Origin of the sequence: Micromonospora sp. KC721 (genome assembly GCF_004348355.1) — a bacterium.
Lineage (GTDB): Bacteria > Actinomycetota > Actinomycetes > Mycobacteriales > Micromonosporaceae > Micromonospora.
On the sequence record NZ_SMJY01000110.1, the window covers coordinates 1 to 20317 of the forward strand.

General features: G+C 73.3%; 18 protein-coding genes. 8 read left to right on the forward strand and 10 right to left on the reverse strand.

The genetic code is table 11. The annotated features are described in order from the left end of the window. The first annotated feature begins 161 nt into the window (after window positions 1–161). A complete protein-coding gene (locus E1182_RS18755) occupies window positions 162–1763 on the forward strand; it encodes an NAD(P)/FAD-dependent oxidoreductase (RefSeq protein ID WP_132267039.1) in 1602 nt (533 codons plus the stop codon). 7 nt (window positions 1764–1770) lie between these two features. Here the strand turns inward: E1182_RS18755 and E1182_RS18760 are convergent, their stop codons facing one another. Then, complete coding sequence (locus E1182_RS18760) at window positions 1771–3351, reverse strand: Rieske 2Fe-2S domain-containing protein (protein ID WP_132267041.1); 1581 nt, start codon at window positions 3349–3351, stop codon at window positions 1771–1773. 274 nt (window positions 3352–3625) lie between these two features. Between E1182_RS18760 and E1182_RS18765 the strand changes: the two genes are divergently transcribed. After that, window positions 3626–3847, forward strand: a complete 222-nt coding sequence (locus tag E1182_RS18765) for a DUF2631 domain-containing protein (protein WP_132267044.1) — start codon at window positions 3626–3628, stop codon at window positions 3845–3847. Window positions 3848–3958: 111 nt separating this feature from the next. Here E1182_RS18765 and E1182_RS18770 read toward each other — a convergent pair whose 3' ends face one another. The 7 genes from E1182_RS18770 to rpsB all read right to left on the reverse strand — a co-directional run bounded on the left by E1182_RS18770 (window position 3959) and on the right by rpsB (window position 11706). After that, window positions 3959–5119, reverse strand: a complete 1161-nt coding sequence (locus E1182_RS18770) for a DivIVA domain-containing protein (RefSeq protein WP_132267046.1) — start codon at window positions 5117–5119, stop codon at window positions 3959–3961. Window positions 5120–5141: 22 nt separating this feature from the next. Next, window positions 5142–6293 (reverse strand): 23S rRNA (adenine(2503)-C(2))-methyltransferase RlmN, encoded by a 1152-nt coding sequence (rlmN, locus tag E1182_RS18775; RefSeq protein ID WP_132267048.1) that lies wholly within the window; start codon window positions 6291–6293, stop codon window positions 5142–5144. Between the two features lie 104 nt (window positions 6294–6397). Then, window positions 6398–7936 carry a phosphatidate cytidylyltransferase gene (locus tag E1182_RS18780; RefSeq protein WP_207921441.1) on the reverse strand — a complete coding sequence of 513 codons (1539 nt, stop codon included), beginning with the start codon at window positions 7934–7936 and terminating at the stop codon, window positions 6398–6400. Window positions 7937–8234: 298 nt separating this feature from the next. After that, window positions 8235–8792, reverse strand: a complete 558-nt coding sequence (gene frr, locus E1182_RS18785) for a ribosome recycling factor (RefSeq protein WP_132267053.1) — start codon at window positions 8790–8792, stop codon at window positions 8235–8237. 86 nt (window positions 8793–8878) lie between these two features. Beyond that, the gene (pyrH, locus tag E1182_RS18790; protein ID WP_132267055.1) at window positions 8879–9646 is read right to left on the reverse strand and encodes a UMP kinase; all 768 of its coding nucleotides are present in this window, start codon (window positions 9644–9646) and stop codon (window positions 8879–8881) included. A gap of 163 nt (window positions 9647–9809) precedes the next feature. Beyond that, window positions 9810–10664 (reverse strand): translation elongation factor Ts, encoded by an 855-nt coding sequence (gene tsf, locus E1182_RS18795; protein WP_132267057.1) that lies wholly within the window; start codon window positions 10662–10664, stop codon window positions 9810–9812. Between the two features lie 139 nt (window positions 10665–10803). After that, window positions 10804–11706 (reverse strand): 30S ribosomal protein S2, encoded by a 903-nt coding sequence (gene rpsB, locus E1182_RS18800; protein ID WP_132267059.1) that lies wholly within the window; start codon window positions 11704–11706, stop codon window positions 10804–10806. Between the two features lie 335 nt (window positions 11707–12041). Between rpsB and E1182_RS18805 the strand changes: the two genes are divergently transcribed. From E1182_RS18805 to E1182_RS18815, 3 genes are all read left to right on the forward strand, one after another. Further along, window positions 12042–12401, forward strand: a complete 360-nt coding sequence (locus tag E1182_RS18805; RefSeq protein WP_132267061.1) for a YraN family protein — start codon at window positions 12042–12044, stop codon at window positions 12399–12401. Between the two features lie 61 nt (window positions 12402–12462). Then, window positions 12463–13983 carry a YifB family Mg chelatase-like AAA ATPase gene (locus tag E1182_RS18810; protein WP_132267064.1) on the forward strand — a complete coding sequence of 507 codons (1521 nt, stop codon included), beginning with the start codon at window positions 12463–12465 and terminating at the stop codon, window positions 13981–13983. Continuing rightward, complete coding sequence (locus E1182_RS18815; protein ID WP_132267066.1) at window positions 13980–15233, forward strand: DNA-processing protein DprA; 1254 nt, start codon at window positions 13980–13982, stop codon at window positions 15231–15233. The genes E1182_RS18810 and E1182_RS18815 overlap by 4 nt, the downstream gene beginning before the upstream one ends. Before the next feature lie 5 nt (window positions 15234–15238). Here the strand turns inward: E1182_RS18815 and E1182_RS18820 are convergent, their stop codons facing one another. Continuing rightward, window positions 15239–15577, reverse strand: coding sequence for a hypothetical protein (locus E1182_RS18820; RefSeq protein ID WP_132267069.1), 339 nt, complete (start codon window positions 15575–15577; stop codon window positions 15239–15241). A 240-nt stretch (window positions 15578–15817) separates the two neighbouring features. On the opposite strand from E1182_RS18820, the gene E1182_RS18825 reads away from it, so the two are divergent. From E1182_RS18825 to E1182_RS18835, 3 genes are read left to right on the forward strand one after another with little or no spacing between them, the layout of a single operon-like run. Further along, window positions 15818–17134: a serine hydrolase gene (locus E1182_RS18825; protein WP_132267071.1), complete on the forward strand. Its 1317-nt coding sequence runs from the start codon at window positions 15818–15820 to the stop codon at window positions 17132–17134. 8 nt (window positions 17135–17142) lie between these two features. After that, window positions 17143–18207: a tyrosine recombinase XerC gene (locus E1182_RS18830; RefSeq protein ID WP_132267073.1), complete on the forward strand. Its 1065-nt coding sequence runs from the start codon at window positions 17143–17145 to the stop codon at window positions 18205–18207. A gap of 52 nt (window positions 18208–18259) precedes the next feature. Then, entirely contained in the window at window positions 18260–19441 is a 1182-nt protein-coding gene (locus E1182_RS18835) for an aminotransferase class V-fold PLP-dependent enzyme (RefSeq protein ID WP_132267075.1), read from the forward strand. Here E1182_RS18835 and E1182_RS18840 read toward each other — a convergent pair. After that, window positions 19355–20107, reverse strand: coding sequence for a murein hydrolase activator EnvC (locus E1182_RS18840; RefSeq protein ID WP_132267077.1), 753 nt, complete (start codon window positions 20105–20107; stop codon window positions 19355–19357). The genes E1182_RS18835 and E1182_RS18840 overlap by 87 nt on opposite strands. Window positions 20108–20317 lie beyond the last annotated feature (210 nt).

The window sequence follows — 20317 nt, forward strand, 5'->3', positions numbered from 1 at the left end:
AACATCCCCCGCTCCCCTCATCGACCGTCACGGCGGTGGCCGTCGACCGGCCCCGCAGTGATCGGCGTCAACTATCCCAAGGCGGTTCGCGTCCGGCACGGCGGGTCGGGTGGTCCATTCAGCCTCCCGGGCGGAGCCCATCGGCGCTAGGCTGGCCGGGCATGAGCGAAGCGAGTGACCTGCCGGCCCGCGCCGACGCCGTGGTCGTCGGCGCCGGCCACAACGGGCTGGTCTGCGCCACCCTGCTGGCCCGCGCCGGTCTGACGGTGCTGGTGCTGGAGGCCGCCGACGTGATCGGCGGGGCCACCCGCACCGAGAACCCGTTCCCGAAGGTGCCCGGGCTGCGCCACTCCACCGGGTCGTACCTGCTCGGGCTGATGCCGCCGGAACTGCTCGCCACGCTCGACGTGCGCATCCCGGTGCTGCGCCGCGACCCGCACTACTTCCTGCCCACCCCGGGCGGCCCCGGCGCGCCGTACCTGCTCTTCGGCAGCGACACCGCAGCCACCCGGCGGCAGCTCGCCCAGATGTTCTCCCCCGCCGACGTGGCCGCCGACGACGCGCTCCAGGCCGAACTGGCCGCGCTGCGCGCGGACCTGGCTCCGGCCTGGCTGGCCGAGCCGCTACCGGTGCACGAGACCGCCGAACGCTACGTCCGCCCCGCCCTGCGACAGGTCTTCGTCGATCTGGTCCACGGCTCGGTCGCCGACCACCTGGCCCGCTTCGAGTTCCGCTCCGAGCTGCTGGTCAGCATGTACGCCGTGACCGACGGGCTGTCCGGCGTCAACGCCGGCCCGGACGACCCCGGCACCGGGCACAACTTCCTGGTGCACAACATGTGCCGGCTGCCCGGCTCGGACGGCACCTGGATGATCGCCGAGGGCGGCATGGGCACGGTGTCCCGGGTCTTCGCCGACGCCGCCCGCGCCGCCGGCGCCGACATCCGCACCGGTACGCCGGTCACCGCGATCACCCTCGACGGCGGGGCGGCCAGCGGGGTGGTGCTCGCCGACGGCCGGCAGGTCGCCACCACCGTGGTGGTGGGGGCCTGCGACCCGTACCGGCTGATCGGGCTGCTGCCCGACGGCGCGCTCCCGGCGGGGCTCGGCACGCGGATGGCGGCGGTCCGCCGCCCCGGCACCACCCTCAAGCTCAACCTGGCGCTGACCGGGCTACCCCGGTTCTCCTGCCTGCCGGCCGGGGCACCGAGCCCGTTCGGCTCCACCATCCACCTGCTGCCCGGCTCCTCCTCGCTGGTCGACGGCGGCGGCGCGGCACCGATGGCGGCGCTGCGCGCGATGTGGGCGGACGTGCGGGCCGGCCGACTGCCGGCGGAGCCGACCATCGAGTGGTACCTGCACACCACCGTCGACCCGTCGCTGGCCGACGACGCCGGGCACCACTCGTCGGCGTTGTTCGTCCAGTCGGTCCCCTACGAACTGGCCGACACCACCTGGGAGGAGGCGCTGCCCGGGTACGTCTCCCGGCTGGTCGAGATCTGCGAACGGTACGCCCCGGGCACCGCCGACCTGATCGCCGACGCGGTGCCGCTGCCCCCGCCCGGCATCGAGCGGCACTTCGGCATCACCGGCGGGCACATCCACCACGTCGACAACACCGTGTCGTTCACCGACCGGATGCCGTACGCCACCGGCGTCGACGGCGTCTACGCGGGCAGCGCCGGCTGCCACCCGGCCGGCAGCGTCATCGGGGCCGCCGGCCACAACGCCGCCCAGCGGATCCTCGCCGACCTGGGCCGCTGACCTCCCGTCAGCCGGCCGCCCCGCCAGCGGGGGCCGGCGTGTTCGCGTCGGCGCGGTGGGCGCGGATCTTGTGGCCGACGCTGGTCAGGCACCGGCCGCTGGACAGGTCGAACTTCCAACCGTGCAGCTGGCAGGTGAGCTGGTCACCCTCGACGATGCCGAACCGGGTCAGGTCCGCCTTCAGGTGCGGGCAGCGGCGCTGCACCACCCAGTCGCCGAGGGTGATGTCCTCGGCGTCACTGACCCGCTCGTGCTCGTCGTACCAGCCCTCGGCGTACTGGAGGCGCTCGGTGGAGAGGCACTTGAAGAACGCGTAGACGAACTCGTTGTACTGGCCGATCCGGGCCGCCGAGAAGCGGCAGGACAGGAAGAGCGAGTTCACCCAGTCCACCTCGCCGATGTACAGCAGGTGCTCGACCAGCGCCCGCTCGGTACGGAACCGGTAGCGCACCTTCTCGTCGGCGTACCGGCGGACCTCCTTGCCGGGGAAGTCCACCACGATCGATTCGACGCTTTCACCGTCGTAGCCGACCAGGTCGAAGCGGACCGGGCCGCCGACCCCCTTGGCCAGGTAGATCGACTCGTCCAGCAGCGGCTCGATCCGGCGCTTCATCTCGCCGAGCACGTCCACCTCGGGGTGCCGCCAGGACGCCTTCTCCGCCTCGATGACGCCGCGCTTGCGCTCCCGCATCTCCTCCAGGTGCGCGACCTTGTTGGCGAAGAACTCCTCGACCGGCACCGGGTGGGTGGTCTCGCAGGACTCCGTGCTGATCTCGGCGACGCTGCCGGGCAGCAGCACGACGCCGTTGGTGCCGCCGACCTTGGCGTACTCGGAGAGGAACACCGACTGGTCGGGGAAGATGTTGCCCTCGTCGCCGTGGATGTCGTTGAACTGCCACAGCGCGTCGTCGAGGAAGCAGGGCGGGCCGGCGATCGGGAAGACGTGGTCGGCCTTCAGGTCGTCGATGTAGCGCCAGGTGCGGTCGAACTGCCGGTCCCGCTTCTGCTTGCCGAACGCGGTCTTCGCCGCCTGCGGCAGCTCGTACACCATCGGGTACCAGATCGCGCCGGAGAACTGCAACATGTGCGCGTGCACGTGGCCCAGCTCGGCGAAGACGCTGAGGTCGCTCGGGCGGGCGTCGTTCTGGTTGAGCAGCCGCACCCCGTCGTACTCCACCCACAGCGAGGAGTCACCGATCGGGCCGTCGGTCGGGCTGGTCAACGCCTGGATCATGATTTTCAGGCCACCGTCCAGCTCGACGACCTGCTCGTTCGGCGCCTTGAGGAACTTCGTGAAGCCCAACTCCCGCAGCTCGTCCTCCATCTCTGAGGTGGGGAACTCGGGCAGCAGGACGGTGGCGTCCTTCGACACGTACCGCCGCAGGTGGGCGGCGTCGAAGTGGTCCCGGTGCAGGTGCGAGACGTACAGGTAGTCGACCTGGCCCAGGGTCTCCCAGTCGAGCAGGGAATTGTCCGGGAAAGGAAACCACGAGGCGAAGTAGGCGGGATTGACCCACGGATCGCACAGGATGCTGCCCGCGGCCGTGTCGATCCGCATGCTGGCATGTCCCGTACCGGTCACTCGCACCGCAGTCCCCCTCGCACAAGGCAATCCAAGGTGTACGTCGAAGACGCTACCGGAGGCGCTGCGTCCGTCGTCCCGCGACGCCGGTAGTGCCCGTCCTGCCGGAGGTCCACCGGACCTTCGCGGACCTCCCGCGGAACTCCCGTGGACTCCGGCGGACCGGAGCGCGGCCGGGGGTTCCCGGGTGGCGTACCGCCATCAGGGCGGACCCCGCACCGGCCCCGGTGCGGGGCGTGCCAGACTACTCGGAGATCCGATCGCGAGGGAAGGACCGACAGTGGCAGGAAGCGAGCCGGTAACCGCGCCAGATCAGCACAAGCCCGGGCACCGCAAGTCCGGGCGCATCGGCGCGGTGCTCTCCGCGCTGGCGCTGCTGGCGATGCTCTGCGGCAACCACGAGGGCAGGGTCGAGGACCTCTGGCTGGTCGGTCTGGCCGCGCTGCTGCTGGCGATCGTCATCGGCGACGCGGTGCTGCGCCGCAACGGCCTGCGCTCCTGACCCCGCGCGTCGGGGCGCCCGGACGCCGGGCTCACCACGCGGGCGACGACGCACGATCACGAGGGCCCTCCCCCACCGGGAATGGGCCCTCGTGCATGTCGACCCGGCCGGTCAGCGACCGAGCAGAATGTCCTGTACGTCCTTGAGAGCGGCGTCGACCTCGGCCTCGAAATAGCCACCCGGCACCAGCCCGAACCGCAGAGTGTCCAGGTCACGCGGATTCACCGGCATCGGGTTACGGCCCTGCATCCCGCCGAGCAACGCCTCGAAGAAGCGGTCGACCTGGTCCGGGTCGTACCCGCTGCCGAAGCGCCGCACCTGGAAACTGCGCCGGATCTGGTCCACCCGGTACAGGTCGCTGCCGGGCGGGCCGGCCATCGGCGGACCCACCATCGGTGGACCGGACATGGGCGGGCCAGACATGGGCGGGCCGGACATGGGCGGGCCAGACATCGCCGGACCGGACATCGGCGGGCCACCCGGCCCCTGCTGAGACATGGGAGGTGGCCCGGCCGGGCCACGACCCCGCAGATCACGCAGCTCCCGATCGGACATCCGAATCTCGGCCGTCATGTCGGCGCGACCGTGCCGGCCGGCCTCGAAACCATCGAACCGCGGCTCATCCTGGCCGTACCCGCCCTGCCCGGGCGGCAGGCCGCGCTGCGGCAGGGCACCGTGGCCGCCACCCGGCCCACCGGGGCCCATCGGGCCGCCGTGCCCCAACTGGCCACCGTGACCGGCCGGGCCACGCGGCGCGTCGTACCCGCCCCGTGGGGCGTCGTACCCGCCGGCGTAGGCACCGGTCGGCTCGTCGTACCCGCCCCGTGGGGCGTCGTACCCGCCGGCGTAGGCACCGGTCGGCTCGTCGTACCGGTTGCCGTAGCGGTCGGCCGGGCCGGGCTGCGCCGGCATCGCACGCGGTGGCATCGGCTGCGGGACGGGCGGGGCCGAACGGTGGTCGTCGCGCATCGGCGGGCCGACCCGATCCGCCGCCGCGCGCAGGTCACCGCTGCGGCCACCCAGGCCACCGCGCTCCTCCAGCTCGGCCAGCTGCCGCTCCACCCGGTCCAGGTGCAGGTCCACCTGCCACTCGTCGTACCCGTTGAAGCGGACCCGGAAGACGACGTCATGGACCTCCTGGGAGGCAACGGGTGCGCCCACCGGCTGGCCGGCCAGTGTCGCCTCGACCCGGTCCAGGAAGGCGTCCACCTCGTCGACCTTGTAGCCCCGGCGGAGCGCTTTGCGCCGGAAACGCTGACCCTGACTCGCCACTATGTCTCCTGGTCTCGTACCGCTACGCCCGGTCACGCCCGCGAGGCGCGTCGGTGTCCCTGTCCTCGGCGGCAGCCAGTTGCCCACACGCGCCGTCGATCTCGCGCCCCCTGGTGTCCCGCACCGTCGTGGACACCCCGGCATCCCGCAACCGCCGGACGAACTCCCGCTCGACCGGTTTGGGGCTGGCGTCCCAGCGACTGCCCGGCGTCGGGTTGAGCGGAATAAGGTTCACGTGGGTCAATCTGCCGGCCAACAGCCGACCGAGCAGATCGGCCCGCCACGGCTGGTCGTTCACATCCTTGATCATCGCGTATTCGATCGACACGCGGCGCCCTGTCCGGGCCGCGTAGTCCCACGCTGCGTCCAGCACTTCGGCTACCTTCCAGCGCTGGTTGACCGGCACGAGTTCGTCGCGCAGATCATCATCGGGGGCGTGTAGCGACAGCGCAAGGGTCACCGAGAGGTCTTCGCTGGCCAGTCGGCGGATGGCCGGAACCAGCCCGACCGTGGAAACGGTGATGTGCCGCTGGGACAGCCCGAGCCCCTCCGGCGCCGGCGCGACCAGCCGGCGGATCGCGCCGACCACCCGCGAGTAGTTGGCCAGCGGCTCGCCCATCCCCATGAACACAACGTGCGACAGCCGCGGCGGCGCACCCGCCACCACCCCGGAGGCGGCGACACCGGCCAGGTAGACGGCCTGGTCGACGATCTCCGCGGTGGAGAGGTTGCGGGTCAGCCCGGCTTGGCCGGTGGCACAGAACGGGCAGGCCATGCCACAGCCGGCCTGGCTGGAGATGCAGACGGTCACCCGGTCCGGGTAGCCCATCAGCACGCTCTCCACCAACGCGCCGTCGTGCAGCCGCCACAGCGCCTTGCGGGTGGCGCCGTCGTCGCAGGCCAGCTCGCGCACGGGGTGCAGCAGGGTGGGCAGCAGCCCGCCGGCGATCCTCTTGCGGGTCGCCGCCGGCAGGTCCGTCATCTGCTCCGGGTCGCGTACCAGCCGCCCGAAGTAGTGATGGGAGACCTGCTTGGCGCGGAAGGCCGGCTCACCCAACTCGGTCACCAGCGCCTGACGCCCGGGCAGATCCAGGTCGGCGAGGTGGCGGGGCGGCATCGCGGGCCGGCGGCCGGGGGCGTCGGGGTCTACGGGAATCACAGGCAGGCTCGTCATGACCGGTCCAGTCTGTCACGCCGTTCGGCGAACTCACCTGCCCGGAAGTGCCGAATCCGCAGCGACCGGGCAGGCCGGGCGGACAGCCGCGCGTGATTCATTCCTCAACTCACCACCGGCACGAAGACCGCCAGCAGCAGGTAGGCGGTGGGTACGGCGAAGAGGATCGAGTCCAGCCGGTCCATCAGGCCACCGTGCCCGGGCAGCAGATTGCTCATGTCCTTCACGCCCAGGTCACGCTTGATCATGGACTCGGCCAGGTCGCCGAGGACCGCCGCACCGGAGACCGCGAGCCCGAACACCGCCCCCCACCAGGGCGAGATATCCAACAGTTGCCAGACCAGCAGGGCACTGCCGGCCGCCGCCGCGGTCACCGAACCGGCGAAGCCCTCCCAGGACTTCTTCGGACTGATCGACGGGGCCATCGGATGCCTGCCGAAGGCGACCCCGGCGGCGTACCCGCCGGTGTCGGAGAGCACCACCGCGACCAGGGTCACCAGCACCCGCAGGTGCCCGTCGTCGGGAACCGCCGCGAGCAGCGCCGCGAACCCGCCGAGGAACGGCACGTACACCGCGATCAGGGTGGCCGCCGTGATGTCCCGCTGGAAGTTGGCCGGGCCGTCGCCGAGCCGCCAGATCATCGTGCCGAGCACGGTGACCAGCAGCCCGAGACTGAGCGCGTCCGGGCCGGCGAACCAGGCCAGCCCCACGGTGAGCACCCCGCCGGCAACCAGCGGCACCAGCGGCGGGTGGGCGTCGCTGCGGCGTACCGCGCGGACCATCTCCCAGATGCCGACACCGACCGCCGCGGCCACCACGGCCAGGAACCCCTGGCGGTAGACGAAGAGGGGTACGAGGATCAACGCGCCCAGCCCGACACCGACCCCGATCGCCGCCGGGAGATCACGCCCGGCCCGACCGGCGGCGGGCTGCTGCGTCGGCGGCCGTTCCGCCGAGGCTCGGCGCCTACCGGGCGACCGCCTCGTCGGCGAGGGCTGCGCCTCCTCGTCGATCTCCGCCGGGACCGGCGGAATCTGGGCGGTCGGTGCGTCGTCGTCCCGCGCCGGCGCGAGCGACGAGGTCGGTGGAACGTCGCGGACCGGGGCCAGCGACGCGGTCGGCGCGTCGTCGTACACCGGTCGGACCGGGCCACGACCCGCGCCGGGAACCTCCGTCGGCCCGGTGCTCAACGCGTTGATCGGGCCGGAGCCTGGCGCGCTGATCGGCCCGGGCTGCGGTGCGTTGATCGGCCCGGTGCCCGGTGCCCGGGTCGGGCCGGCGTTCGGTGTGCTGGTGGTCGGGCCGGTGCCCGGCTGGCCGGACGGCGGAGCGGGCGGGCCGTCGTGGTGGCGGCCGGCCCGGGAGCGGTCACGCGCCTCGCCCGGAGACGGGGAGAGGCCGTCCTCGCGCGTGCCGTACGGCACGCCCCGGTCGTCCCAGGCAGGCTCGTACGGGTCGACGTCCGGACCGTCCGGACCTCGGTCACGCGGGCGGGGGCGGGCCTGCGGCCCGGCGTACGGCTCGGAGGCGGGCTGCCGGCCCCAGGGCTCGACGTCCCGCTCCGGCCAGGGCAGCGCCGAGGGGCGCTCCGGCCGGTTCCAGCCACGCGGCTCGGTGCCGCCGTAGGGGTCGGGGTGGTACATCAGGCACCAGACGACGGTACGAGTTCCACCACATGACGCAAAACCAAAGCCATCCCCTACACACGTGAGGTGTTCCGTCCGATTGGCCGGCCCGACGACCGGCCGATCCCCGGCGTTCACCGCGCGGTGGTCGGGAATCGTGCCGAGCCTACTGCACCGCTCCCCCGGACAGGGTGGACGATGACCCGCCCACCCTCGCCGCCGCGACGGCGGCGAGGGTGCGACGCCAGCGGCACCGGCGTCCCACCGCCTGCGACGGGCGGGCGGCACACCGGTGCCACGGGTACGGCGAGGGCGCTCAGACCTCGAGCAGTTCCGCTTCCTTGTGCTTGACCAACTCGTCGACGGTGGCGACGTATCGCTGGGTGAGGTCGTCGAGTTCCTTCTCGGCGCGCCGGCCTTCGTCCTCGCCGACCTCGCCGTCCTTGACCAGGCGGTCCAACTCTTCCTTGCCCTTGCGGCGGATGTTGCGGACGGCCACCTTGGCTTCCTCGCCCTTGTGCCGGGCCACCTTGATCATCTCGCGGCGGCGTTCCTCGGTCATCTGCGGGAGCAGGATGCGCAGCTGGTTACCCTCGTTGTTCGGGTTCACCCCGAGGTCGGAGTCGCGGATCGCCTTTTCCATCGCGTTGAGCTGCGAGTTGTCGTACGGCTTGATGATCACCATGCGCGGCTCGGGGACCCCGATGGAGGCCATCTGCGGCAACGGCGTCGGGCTGCCGTAGTAGTCGATCACGATCCGGGAGAACATGGCGGCGTTGGCGCGACCGGTACGGATCCCGCCGAACTCCTCCTTGGCGTGCTCGATGGCACGCTCCATCTTCTCCTCGGCCTCGAGGAGGGTGTCGTCGATCACCGGTCTCCTCGCCTCCTTCTGTTGCTCGTCGTGGGCTGTGGCGGCGGCCCGTCGGAGGACCGCCACGGTGGGGCCGGCGGGGCCGTTCAGGCGGTGATCAGCGTACCGATCTTGTCGCCCCCGACCGCCCGGATGATCGTGTCGTCGCCCTGGGCGCCGAAGACCAGCATCGGCAGACCGTTCTCCATGCAGAGGCTGAACGCGGCGGCGTCGGCCACCCGCAGGTTGCGGCGCAGCACCTCGGAGAAGGTGATCGAGTCGAACTTGCTGGCGGTGGAGTCGACCCGGGGATCGGCGGTGTACACGCCGTCCACCCCGTTCTTGCTCATCAGCACCACGTCGGCGCGGATCTCCAGCGCGCGCTGCGCGGCGACCGTGTCGGTCGAGAAGTACGGCATACCGGCGCCGGCCCCGAAGATCACCACACGGCCCTTCTCCAGGTGCCGGATAGCGCGCAACGGGATGTACGGCTCGGCGACCTGGGCCATCGTGATCGCGCTCTGCACCCGGGTCTCGATGCCCTCCTTCTCCAGGAAGTCCTGCAGAGCCAGGCAGTTCATCACGGTCCCGAGCATGCCCATGTAGTCGGCCCGGGCCCGGTCCATGCCGCGCTTCTGCAGCTCGGCGCCGCGGAAGAAGTTGCCGCCGCCGACGACGACGGAGACCTGCACGCCACGCCGGACGACGGTGGCGATCTGCCGGGCGATGGCCTGCACGACGTCCGGGTCGACGCCGATCGCGCCGCCGCCGAAGACCTCACCGGAAAGCTTCAGCACCACCCGGCGGGTCCGCCCCGGGGGCGGCGCCGTCGGATCGCTCGCCTCCAGGCTCCGGTCACTCACAACCTGCGTCATCCGCCCCGCCCTTCCCCGGGCGCACGTCCCGCGCGCCGCGTACCGCTCAGCTGCCGTTGCCGACCCTATGTGACGAGGAGGCCGAGGTGCCTGTCACGTACACCTGCGGCCTCCTCGTCGACGTTCCCTGCCCACGGACGCGCCATGCGCCCGGTCCGGCGGATCAGGCCTGGCCGACCTCGAACCGCAGGAAGCGGGTCACCTCGATGCCGGCCTCGGCCAGCACCTGCTTCACGGTCTTCTTGTTGTCGGCGACCGAGGCCTGCTCCAGCAGGACGTAGTCCTTGAAGAAGGCGTTGACCCGACCCTCGACGATCTTCGGCAGCGCCGCCTCGGGCTTGTTCTCCTCACGGGCGGTCTGCTCGGCGATGCGCCGCTCGGACTCGACGACCTCAGCCGGCACCTCGTCGCGGGTGAGGTACTTCGGCCGCATCGCGGCGATCTGCATGGCGACCCCACGGGCGTCCGAGTCAGCCGCCTCGTCGCCGGCTGCCTGGCCGGCGCTCGCGCCGGCGGTGCCGGTGTACTGCACCAGCACGCCGACCGCCGGCGGCAGGTCCTGGCTCTTGCGGTGCAGGTAGACAGCGGTGGTGCCGTCGAGCTTGGCGAAGCGGTTGAGCACCAGCTTCTCACCGATCTTGGCGGACTGCTCCTGGACCAGGTCGGCCACCGTCCGGCCGTCGAGCTCGGAGGCGAGCAGCTCCTCGGCGTTGCTCACGCCGCTGCGCTCGCCGTGCTCGACCAACTGCTGGGCCAGCGCGATGAAGGCTTCGTTCTTGGCCACGAAGTCGGTCTCGCAGTTGAGCTCGAGCAGCGCGTGGCCGGAGTGCGCGACGAGGCCGTTGGCGGCGGTGCGCCCGGCCCGCTTGCCGACGTCCTTGGCGCCCTTGACACGCAGGATCTCGACGGCCTTGTCGAAGTCGCCCTCGGCCTCGGTCAACGCCTTCTTGCAGTCCATCATGCCGGCGCCGGTGAGGTCGCGGAGCTTCTTGACGTCCGCGGCGGTGAAGTTGGACATGACTCTCTCTTCGGTGTCGTGTCGGAACTGCGGTGGGATGGTCTGGATGCCGGTCACCCGGATCCGGGCCGGATGTGCCCGGCGTACCCGCCGCTCCCCGCCGCCGGCCGAACCGGACGGCGGGGACGCGACGGGGCGGTCACTCCGCGGCGGCGGCCGCCGGCTGCTCGACCGGCGCCTGCTCGACCGGCGCCTGCTCGACCGGCGCCTGCTCGGCCGCCGGCTGCTCGGCCGGCGCCTGCTCGTCGGCCTTCTTCGGCTCCTCGAGCAACTCGCGCTCCCACTCGGCCAGCGGCTCGTCGGCGCCGACCTGGCCCGCCTCGGGCTTCTCGTCGGCGCCCCGGCGGCGGCCCGACCGCGCGATCAGGCCGTCGGCCACGGCGGCGGCGACAACCCTGGTCAGCAGCTCGGCCGAGCGGATCGCGTCGTCGTTACCCGGGATCGGGAAGTCGACCTCGTCCGGGTCGCAGTTGGTGTCGAGCACGGCGATCACCGGGATGCCCAGCTTACGGGCCTCGTCGACGGCGATGTGCTCCTTCTTGGTGTCGATCACCCAGATCGCGGCCGGGAGCTTCTGCATGTCGCGCAGGCCACCGAGGGTCTTGGTGAGCTTGGTCTTCTCGCGGAACAGCTGCAGGGTCTCCTTCTTGGTGTAACCGGCGGCGGTGCCGCTCAGGTCACCCAGGGCCTCCAGCTCCTTCATCCGCTGCAGCCGCTTGTACACCGTCTGGAAGTTGGTCAGCATGCCACCGAGCCAGCGGTGGTTGACGTACGGCTGGCCGACCCGGGTCGCCTGCTCGGCGATGGCCTCCTGGGCCTGCTTCTTGGTGCCGACGAAGAGGATGCTGCCGCCCTCGGCGACGGTGTTGCGCACGAAGTCGTACGCCTTCTCGATGTAGTCGAGGGTCTGGCGCAGGTCGATGATGTAGATACCGTTGCGCTCGGTGAAGATGAAGCGCTTCATCTTCGGGTTCCAGCGCCGGGTCTGGTGCCCGAAGTGGACACCGCTTTCCAGCAGCTGACGCATGGTCACGACGGCCATGGTGGGGTACTCCCTCTGATCCCTGGTTGTCCCACCCGGCCGGCGGCCGGGTGTCCTGGCGCCCGGTCGCCGGCCATGGTGGGCCCGACCGGGATCGGGACCAGGGAGACCGTCGCCCCACGGAACCGTGGAGAGGGCGCGCGAGGTCGACCGCGCGAGGCGGTCGCCAGTCGCCCAGTGTACGCCTCCGTCGCGTCGTCGGTCCGCCGGGTGCGCGAACCGCCCGATAGCACACCGCCCACATGATCAGGTAGCCGTCCACAGGCCGCCGCGTCGTCCACAGCCCCCGAGGTGCGGGCGACCCGGTGACCGGTCGACACCACATCCTCGGCGGCATGACGAAGCGGAACCAGGCGGTCGGCGCGTACGGCGAACGGTGTGCGCTGCGCCACCTCATCGGAGCGGGCCTGCGTCCGGTCGCCCGCAACTGGCGCTGCCCGGACGGCGAGATCGACATCATCGCCTGGGACGGCCCGGTGCTCGCCTTCTGCGAGGTGAAGACCCGACGCACCGGCGACTACGGCACCCCGGCCGAGGCCGTCGTGCCACGCAAGGCCCGCCGGTTGCGTGGCCTGGCGGCCCGCTGGCTGGCCGAGAGCGGCGTCACCGCCGACGAGGTGCGCTTCGACGTGCTCGCGGTCCGCCTGCCGGCCGCCGGTCCGGCACTGGTCGAACACGTCAAGGACGCGTTCTGATGGGCCGACCGGGTATCCACCGACCCCGCCGCCGTGCTCCGGCGACGCCGGGAGGAGCGCGGTGAGCTACGCCAAGGTGCTCTGCGTGGGGTTGGTCGGGGTGACCGGGCACCTGGTCGAGGTGGAGGCCGACCTGTCGCCGGGGCTGCCCGCGGTGGCCATCTCCGGGCTGCCCGACACCGCGCTGCACGAGGCCCGTGACCGGGTCCGCGCCGCCATCGTGAACTCCGGGCAGCGCTGGCCCAACCGGCGCATCACGCTCAACCTCCTGCCGGCGGCGCTGCCCAAGCATGGTTCGGCGTTCGACCTGGCCATCGCGGCGGCCGTGCTCGGCGGCTCCGGGGAACTGCCCCTCACCCCGCTGGACGGGGTGGTGGTCCTCGGCGAACTGGGCCTGGACGGGACGGTCCGCCCGGTGCGTGGGGTGCTGCCGATGGTCGCCGCGGCGGCGCGGGCCGGGCACGACCGGGTCGTCGTCCCGGTGCAGAACGCCCGGGAGGCGGGAGTCGTCCCCGGTGTCCGGGTCCGGGCCGTCGACACGCTGCACCGGCTGGTCTCGTACGTCCGCGACGGCAGCCCGCTGCTGGCCGCACCGACCGACCCGCCGCGCAGCGATCCCGGCGGGCCGGACCTGGCCGACGTGGCCGGTCAGGGGCTGGGTCGGCGGGCGCTGGAGGTGGCCGCCGCCGGCGGGCATCACCTGGCGCTGCTCGGGCCGCCCGGCGCGGGCAAGACGATGCTGGCCGAGCGGCTGCCGTCGATCCTGCCGGAGTTGGACGACGACGCGGCGCTGGAGGTCACCGCGCTGCACTCGATCGCGGGGCTGCTCCCGCCCGACGGGCGGCTGGTGCGGCGTCCGCCGTTCCAGGCGCCGCACCACACCGCGACCGTTCCGGCGCTGGTCGGCGGCGGGAGCGGGCTGGCCCGGCCCGGCGCGGTCTCCCTGGCCCACCGGGGCGTGCTCTTCCTCGACGAGGCACCCGAGTTCAGCAAGGGCGCGCTGGAGGCACTGCGGCAACCGCTGGAGCACGGCCGAGTCCAACTGGCCCGCAGCGGCGGCGGCACCGAGTACCCGGCCCGCACCCAACTGGTGCTGGCCGCGAACCCCTGCCCGTGCGCGAAGCCCGCCGGCGACGCGTACTGCGAGTGCAGCCCGCTGGCCCGGCGGCGCTACCTGGGCCGGCTCTCCGGGCCGCTGCTCGACCGCATCGACCTGCAGGTGAAGCTGCTGCCGGTGCGGGCGGCGGAGTTGCTGGAGACCGTCGGTGCCGGTGAGTCGTCGACCGACGTCTCGGCCCGGGTGGCGGCGGCCCGGCGGGCGGCGGCGGCCCGGTGGGAGCCGACCGGCCGCCGGCTCAACGCCGAGATCCCCGGCCCGTATCTGCGCCGGCCGCCGTGGCGGCTGCCCGCCGGGGACACCGCCGAGCTGCGCGCTCGGCTCGACTCCGGCGCGATCTCCGCCCGGGGGTTCGACCGGATCATCCGGCTGGCCTGGACGATCGCCGACCTGGACGGCCGGGACCGGCCGGGGCGTGAGGACGTGCTGGAGGCCATTCAACTGAGAACGGGGGAAGGGACATGAGCGCGCGGGAGGAGCGGCTGCTGGCCCGGATCGCGTTGACCTGGCTCACCGAACCGGGCACCTGGGCGGTGTACCGGTTGGTCCAGCGGCTCGGCCCGGTGGCCACGCTGGACCTGCTGTGCGACGGCGGGGCGTCGGACCGGCGGCTGCGCGAGGCGGTGGCCGCGCGCCTGCCGGCGGGAAACCCCCGGGCGGTCGCCACCGACGCCCTCGCCCGGGCCGAGCGGGTCGGCGCCCGGATCCTCACCCCGGAGGACGACGAGTGGCCCGCCCAGCTCAACGACCTGCACCGGCTCGTCCTGGCCGGCGCCACCCGCCGGGTCGACCTGGAAACCGCGCCGCCGCTCTGCTTCTGGGTACGCGGCGGATGGCCGCTCGGCGAGGCCCTGGACCGCTCGGTAGCGGTGGTCGGCGCCCGCGCGGCCACCGGGTACGGCATCCACGTCGCCACCGAGATCGGGTACGGGCTGGCCGACCGGGACTGGTCCGTGGTCTCCGGCGGCGCGTTCGGCATCGACGCCGCCGCACACCGGGGCGCGTTGACGGCCGGCGGGGTGACCGTGGCGGTGCTCGCCTGCGGGGTGGACCGCCCTTACCCGATGGGCAACGCGGCGTTGTTCGACCGGATCGCCGATACGGGGTTGCTGGTCAGCGAGTGGATGCCCGGTTCCGATCCATTGCGCCCGAGGTTCCTGATCCGCAACCGGGTGATCGCCGCGGCCACCCGGGGGACGGTCCTGGTGGAGGCGGCGGCCCGCAGCGGCGCGACCCAGACCCTGCACCGGGCGCTGGCCATGGGCCGGCGGGCGATGGTCGTCCCGGGCCCGGTGACCTCGGCGATGTCGGTCGGCGCGCACGAGCTGCTGCGCGAGCGGCAGCACGCCCGGCTGGTGACCGGGGTGGCGCACGTGCTGGAGGAGGTGGGCCGCATCGGCGAGGACCTGGCGCCACCGGCGCGCGGCGCCGAACGTCCGACCGATCGACTGGACGACGAGGCGGCCCTGGTGCTGGAGTCGTTGCCGCGGCGCGGCGCGCTCAGTGTCGATGCCCTGGCGGCCCGCGCCGGGGTGGACCTGCGGACGGCGCTGCGGAAGCTCTCTCTGCTGGAGGAGCTGTCGCTGGTCGTCCGCCGGGACGGCGGCGGGTACGCCCTCGCCCCGCCGCCGTCGGGTGGCTCGGCGGCGCGGGCCACCGCGGCCCCGACCGGGCAGCCGTCACCGTCGGGATGCTCCGGGTCAGCGGCGGGATGAGCGGCTCAGTCCGCCTCGAAGCGGATCTCCAGGTCACGCTGGCGTGTGCAGCGCCGCACGAGCGCCACCACCCGGCGGAGCTGGTCGGTCTCGGCCCGGGTACGGGCGGCCTCGGCCAGGCGGTCCAGTTCGGCGAGGAGATGGAGGGCTCGCTGCGCACCCACCACGAGGTCGCCGGCCGGGCCGACCTGGTCCAACAGCGGGGTGGCACCGCCGCCCCGACCCCGGTTCACCAGGTCGAGCAGCAGATCGTCCGGGTCGGCCACCAGCTGGGTGGCGACCGGGTACGGCGGGCGAGCCGGACCGCGGGGCACCAGTCGGTAGAGGACGACGTCCAGGCCCATGAGGGTCCTCCTCCCGTCGGCGCACCCACCCCCGGCGGTGCGATGCCGGCGCGGTGGGCCGTCCCTGCCGTCCAGTCTTACCGCCGTCGTCACCTCCGGGCCAGCGTCGATCCGCCCGGATTCACCGGGGCGTGGCAGCCGCCGTCGACGCCGGCACGGCCGGGGTTCGGGCCAGCTGCCCGGCGACGACGGTCGGCGTGCCCTGGCCCACCGGCGTGGGCCGGTGAGAGGATCGCGGCCATGCCTGTTCAGCGCCGCTCCATACTCGGTCTCGGACTCGCCGCCGCCGTCGGGCTCACCGGCTGCGGGGAGAACCGGCCCGCCGCCCGGTCGGGTTCCTGGCAGGTGCCTTCCTCGGAGGGCGGCCAGGGCGGCGCGGCGTCCGGCCGGGCACCCCGGGTCCCCGGCGCCGGGCCGACCGCCGCCGCGCGGCCCCGCGCCCTGTCCACGGCGCTGCACCGGTACCTGCAGCCAACCACGGAGAACCCGAAACATCCCACGTACCCGGGCGCGGTGGTGCTCGCGCAGGTCGACGGCGTACCGACCGACCATCTCGCGGCAGGCGAGGCGTTGCGCTACGACGCCGGCGCGGTGCTGCTGCCCGCCGCGAAACGCGTCGCCATGCGGCCGGACTCGATCTTCGACCTGGCCTCGATCACGAAGGTCTACACCACGATCCTCGCGCTTCAGCAGGTCGACAAGGGACGGATTGACCTTGACGCGCCGGTGCTCCGGTACCTGCCCGACTTCACCGGCGCCGGCAAGTCGGCCGTCACGGTCGCGATGCTGCTGGCCCACACCAGCGGTCTGCCGGTCGGGGCGAAGGTGACCGGTTACTCGACGATCGCACAACGGTGGCGCGCGGTGCTCGCGACGCCGCTGGTCAGCGGGGCCGTACCGGGCACGGTGTTCCGCTACTCCAGCGTCGGCCTGATGGTCGTCGGCAGGCTCGTGGAGAAGGTGACCGGGCAGAGCCTCGACCGCGCCCTGAAGGTCGGCCTGACCGAGCCGCTGGGACTACGGCACACCGGGTTCAACCCGAACACCTGGCTCAGCGCCACCGACCGGGCCGCCCGTCTGGTCGCCACCGACGCCCGCTCCTCCCGTGGGCTGCTGCGCGGCGTGGTACACGACGACGTGGCCAATCAGCTGGGCGGCATCGCCGGACACGCCGGCATCTTCAGCACCGCCGAGGAGGTGGCCGTCGTCGGTCAACTGCTGCTGGACGGCGGCACGTACGGCGGGCAGCGGATCCTCGCCGCGAGCACCGTACGACGGATGCTGCGCAACGCCACCGTCGGGCTGCCCGCGGTGGACCCGGAGCGTCCCGCCCGCACCGCCGACCACGGTCTCGGCGTGGTGCTCGACCAGCCCTGGTTCATGGGCGGGCTGGCCAGCCCCACCGCCTTCGGGCACACCGGCTTCACCGGTACCTCACTGGTGGTCGCGCCCGACCGGCGGATGGTACTGGTGCTGCTCACCAACCGCGCCCATCCGAACTGGAGTTGGTCGAACCCCGACCCGGCCCGGGTCGCCGTGGCGAACGCGCTGGCCTGACCGCCACGATGAGCCGCGAGAGTACCCGCAGCAGGCACCAGGCGCTGCCGCCGGCGATGCGGGAGGCGGTGGACGACTTCGCCGACCATCTGGCCCGGGTACGCAACCGCTCCGTACACACCGTGCGCGCCTATGTGGCCGACCTGGTCTCGCTGCTCGACCACGCCGGCCGGATGGGTTGCGCCACGCCGGCCGACCTGGAGCTGACCGTGCTGCGCAGCTGGCTGGCCAAGCAGCGGACGCTGGGCGCGGCACGTCGCTCGCTGGCGAGGCGGGCGGCGACCGCCCGGACCTTCAGCGCGTGGGCACATCGCAACGGGTTGCTCGCCACGGATGTGGCCGTCGCGCTGGCCAGTCCCCAGGGGCACCGGGAGCTGCCGACGGTGCTCCGCGCCGACCAGGCCGCCGCCCTCGTCGAGGCGCCGGCCCGGGCCTCCCGCGCGACCGGCACCGGAACCGTCGACTCCCACGCCGGGCCCGGCGACGACCGGGCTCGACCCGGCGACGAGACGGTCCGACCCGTCGGGGCGGCTCGACCCGCCGCCGGGGCGGTCGGTGTCGGCGACGAGGCGGTCCGCCTGCGCGACCGGATCCTGCTGGAGCTGCTCTACGGCACCGGAGTGCGGATCAGCGAGGCGTGCGGCCTGGACGTCACCGACGTCGACCAGGGCCGGCGGGTGGTGCGGGTGCTCGGCAAGGGCGGCCGGGAGCGGTCCGTGCCCTACGGGGTGCCGGCGCAGCGGGCGATCGACGACTGGCTGCGGTCCGGTCGGCCGGCCCTGGCCGGGCCAGGATCGGGAACTGCCCTGCTGCTCGGCGCCCGGGGTGGGCGGCTGAACCCGACGACCGCGCGGCGGATCGTCGCCGGTTACGCCGCCGACCTCGGGTTGCCCCGGGTCAGCCCACACGGGCTGCGCCACTCGGCGGCGACCCACCTGCTCGAAGGCGGCGCGGACCTGCGGGCGGTGCAGGAACTGCTGGGGCACTCGTCGCTCGGCAGCACCCAGATCTACACCCACGTGTCGGTGGAGCGGCTGCGGGCGGCGTACCGGCAGGCCCATCCCCGCGCCTGACCCGGGCCCGCGGACCGGAGGTCGACAAACCGATCAAGGATACGATCGCGGCATGACCGTCGTCCGGCCGCCCGAGCCGATTCCCGGCGCCCGACTGCTCTTCTCCCTCGACCCGGCGGTCAGTCACCTCAACCACGGTTCGTTCGGCGCGGTGCCGGTCGCCGTGCAGCGCGCCCAGCAGCGCCTGCGCGACGAGATGGAGGCCAACCCATTGCGCTTCTTCAGCCAGGGGCTGGTCGACCGGATCACCCACACCCGCCGGCACGTGGCCACCTTCCTCGGCGCCGACCCGGACGGCACCGCGCTGGTCGGCAACGCCACCACCGGCGCCGCCATCGTGCTGCAGTCGATCGGCCTGCGCCCCGGCGACGAGGTGCTCACCACCGACCACGGGTACGGCGCGGTCGACCTCTGCGTCGCCCGGGAGTGCCGGCGGACCGGGGCGGGTGCCAGGGCGCTGCGGGTGCCGCTGTCCGCCACCGACGAGGAGATCGTCGAGATCGTCCGGGACGGCCTGCGACCGGGCCGTACCCGGCTGCTCGTCATCGATCAGATCTCCTCGCCCACCGCCCGGCTCTTCCCGGTCGCGGCCGTCGTGGGGGTGGCCCGGGAGCGGGGGGTGCCGGTGCTGGTGGACGCCGCCCACGCTCCGGGCATGCTCCCGGTCGACGTGACCGCCGTCGGCGCCGACTTCTGGGTGGGCAACCTGCACAAGTGGGCGTACGCGCCGCGCGGCACCGCCGCGCTGGTGGTCGCACCGCGGTGGCGGGAACGGATCGAGCCCCTGGTCGTCTCCTGGGAACAGCACGCCGGATTCCCCCACAGTGTGGAATGGCAGGCGACGTTGGACTACACGGGCTGGCTGAGCGCCCCGGCCGGACTCTTCACGCTGCGCAGCCTCGGGCTGGACCGGGTACGCGCGCACAACGCCGCGCTCGCCGCGTACGGGCAGCAGGTGGTCGGGGCAGCGCTCGGGGTCGCACCGGCCGACCTGCCGGACCCGGGCGGGCCGGGGGTTGCCATGCGGCTCGTCCCGCTGCCGCCGGGCGTCGTCACCACCTTCGACGCCGCCCACGCGCTGCGAGCCCGGATCGCCGAACGGCTCTCGGCGGAGGTGTCGGTGGCCGCCTGGCAGGATCGGGGCTGGCTACGGCTCTGCGGGCAGGTCTACAACACCCCCGACGAGTACGAGCGGCTGGCCGCCCGGCTGCCCGCGCTGCTCGCCCGGGGCTGACCCGCTTCGCGGCCGGCGCTGCCCGCACCGGCAGCCGGTTGCCCGACGCCGGTCGCCCCATCCGGGCGCCGCCGATCCGCCAACAGATTGGACGCCCGACGCCGGCCGTGTCCCGTCCGGCGGGTACGAGCCCCGGTCGGCGTCGACGGGCAACAGCCGGACCGGACCAAGCCCCAGCAACGCCAGCGGGTCGAGATACTCGGCGTCGCGTCGGAGCCCCCAGTGCAGGCAACCCGCCACCGGGCAGCCGGGGTGCCCGGCCAGCAGGGTGCCGAGCGGCGCACCGGCCGGCACCGGGTCGCCCGGACGTACGTCGGGTCGTACCGGCTCGTAGGTGGTCCGCAGGCCCGCCGCGTGCCCGACGGTGATCACCGGCCGGCCGGCAACCGGACCGGCGAAGAGGACCGTCCCGGGCCCGGCCGCCCGCACCGTGGTTCCCGGCGCGGCGGCCAGATCCACGCCGCGGTGACCGGCCTGCCACGGCAGCGGCGGCGGGTCGAAGCGGCGCACCGGGCGCGGCGTCCCGTCGACCGGCCAGCGGAACACCGGACGGTGCCCGGAGTCGGCGGTGGGCGTCACCGCGCCGACCGTCGCCGGTGCTGCCGGCACGCCGATGGCCAGCAGGGCCGCACACCACACCGTCGCACGTCGCACCCGTTGTCGCATGTCGCCAGCATGCCGACGCGACGACCAAGCCGACACGGACAGCCCGTCCGCTGTGGACGACGACAGGCCCTGTGGACAGTCACCCACGGCCGTACCTGATCTGCTAGACCGCCGACCCGACCGCCCGGGCCAGCCCGGCGATCATCACGTTACCGTCCGGCGGCCGCGGCGTGTCGCACCGCCAACTTCATGATCAACCAGAGGTGGGGG

What these genes read in the sequence shown, in the direction of transcription:
- E1182_RS18825 (WP_132267071.1), top strand. Translation starts at nt 15,818, where the DNA reads ATGCCTGTTCAGCGCCGCTCCATACTCGGTCTCGGACTCGCCGCCGCC.
- E1182_RS18840 (WP_132267077.1), bottom strand. Translation starts at nt 20,107, where the DNA reads ATGCGACAACGGGTGCGACGTGCGACGGTGTGGTGTGCGGCCCTGCTG.
- rpsB (WP_132267059.1), bottom strand. Translation starts at nt 11,706, where the DNA reads ATGGCCGTCGTGACCATGCGTCAGCTGCTGGAAAGCGGTGTCCACTTC.
- E1182_RS18815 (WP_132267066.1), top strand. Translation starts at nt 13,980, where the DNA reads ATGAGCGCGCGGGAGGAGCGGCTGCTGGCCCGGATCGCGTTGACCTGG.
- tsf (WP_132267057.1), bottom strand. Translation starts at nt 10,664, where the DNA reads ATGTCCAACTTCACCGCCGCGGACGTCAAGAAGCTCCGCGACCTCACC.
- E1182_RS18805 (WP_132267061.1), top strand. Translation starts at nt 12,042, where the DNA reads ATGACGAAGCGGAACCAGGCGGTCGGCGCGTACGGCGAACGGTGTGCG.
- E1182_RS18755 (WP_132267039.1), top strand. Translation starts at nt 162, where the DNA reads ATGAGCGAAGCGAGTGACCTGCCGGCCCGCGCCGACGCCGTGGTCGTC.
- E1182_RS18820 (WP_132267069.1), bottom strand. Translation starts at nt 15,577, where the DNA reads ATGGGCCTGGACGTCGTCCTCTACCGACTGGTGCCCCGCGGTCCGGCT.
- E1182_RS18780 (WP_207921441.1), bottom strand. Translation starts at nt 7,936, where the DNA reads ATGTACCACCCCGACCCCTACGGCGGCACCGAGCCGCGTGGCTGGAAC.
- E1182_RS18830 (WP_132267073.1), top strand. Translation starts at nt 17,143, where the DNA reads ATGAGCCGCGAGAGTACCCGCAGCAGGCACCAGGCGCTGCCGCCGGCG.
- rlmN (WP_132267048.1), bottom strand. Translation starts at nt 6,293, where the DNA reads ATGACGAGCCTGCCTGTGATTCCCGTAGACCCCGACGCCCCCGGCCGC.
- pyrH (WP_132267055.1), bottom strand. Translation starts at nt 9,646, where the DNA reads ATGACGCAGGTTGTGAGTGACCGGAGCCTGGAGGCGAGCGATCCGACG.
- E1182_RS18835 (WP_132267075.1), top strand. Translation starts at nt 18,260, where the DNA reads ATGACCGTCGTCCGGCCGCCCGAGCCGATTCCCGGCGCCCGACTGCTC.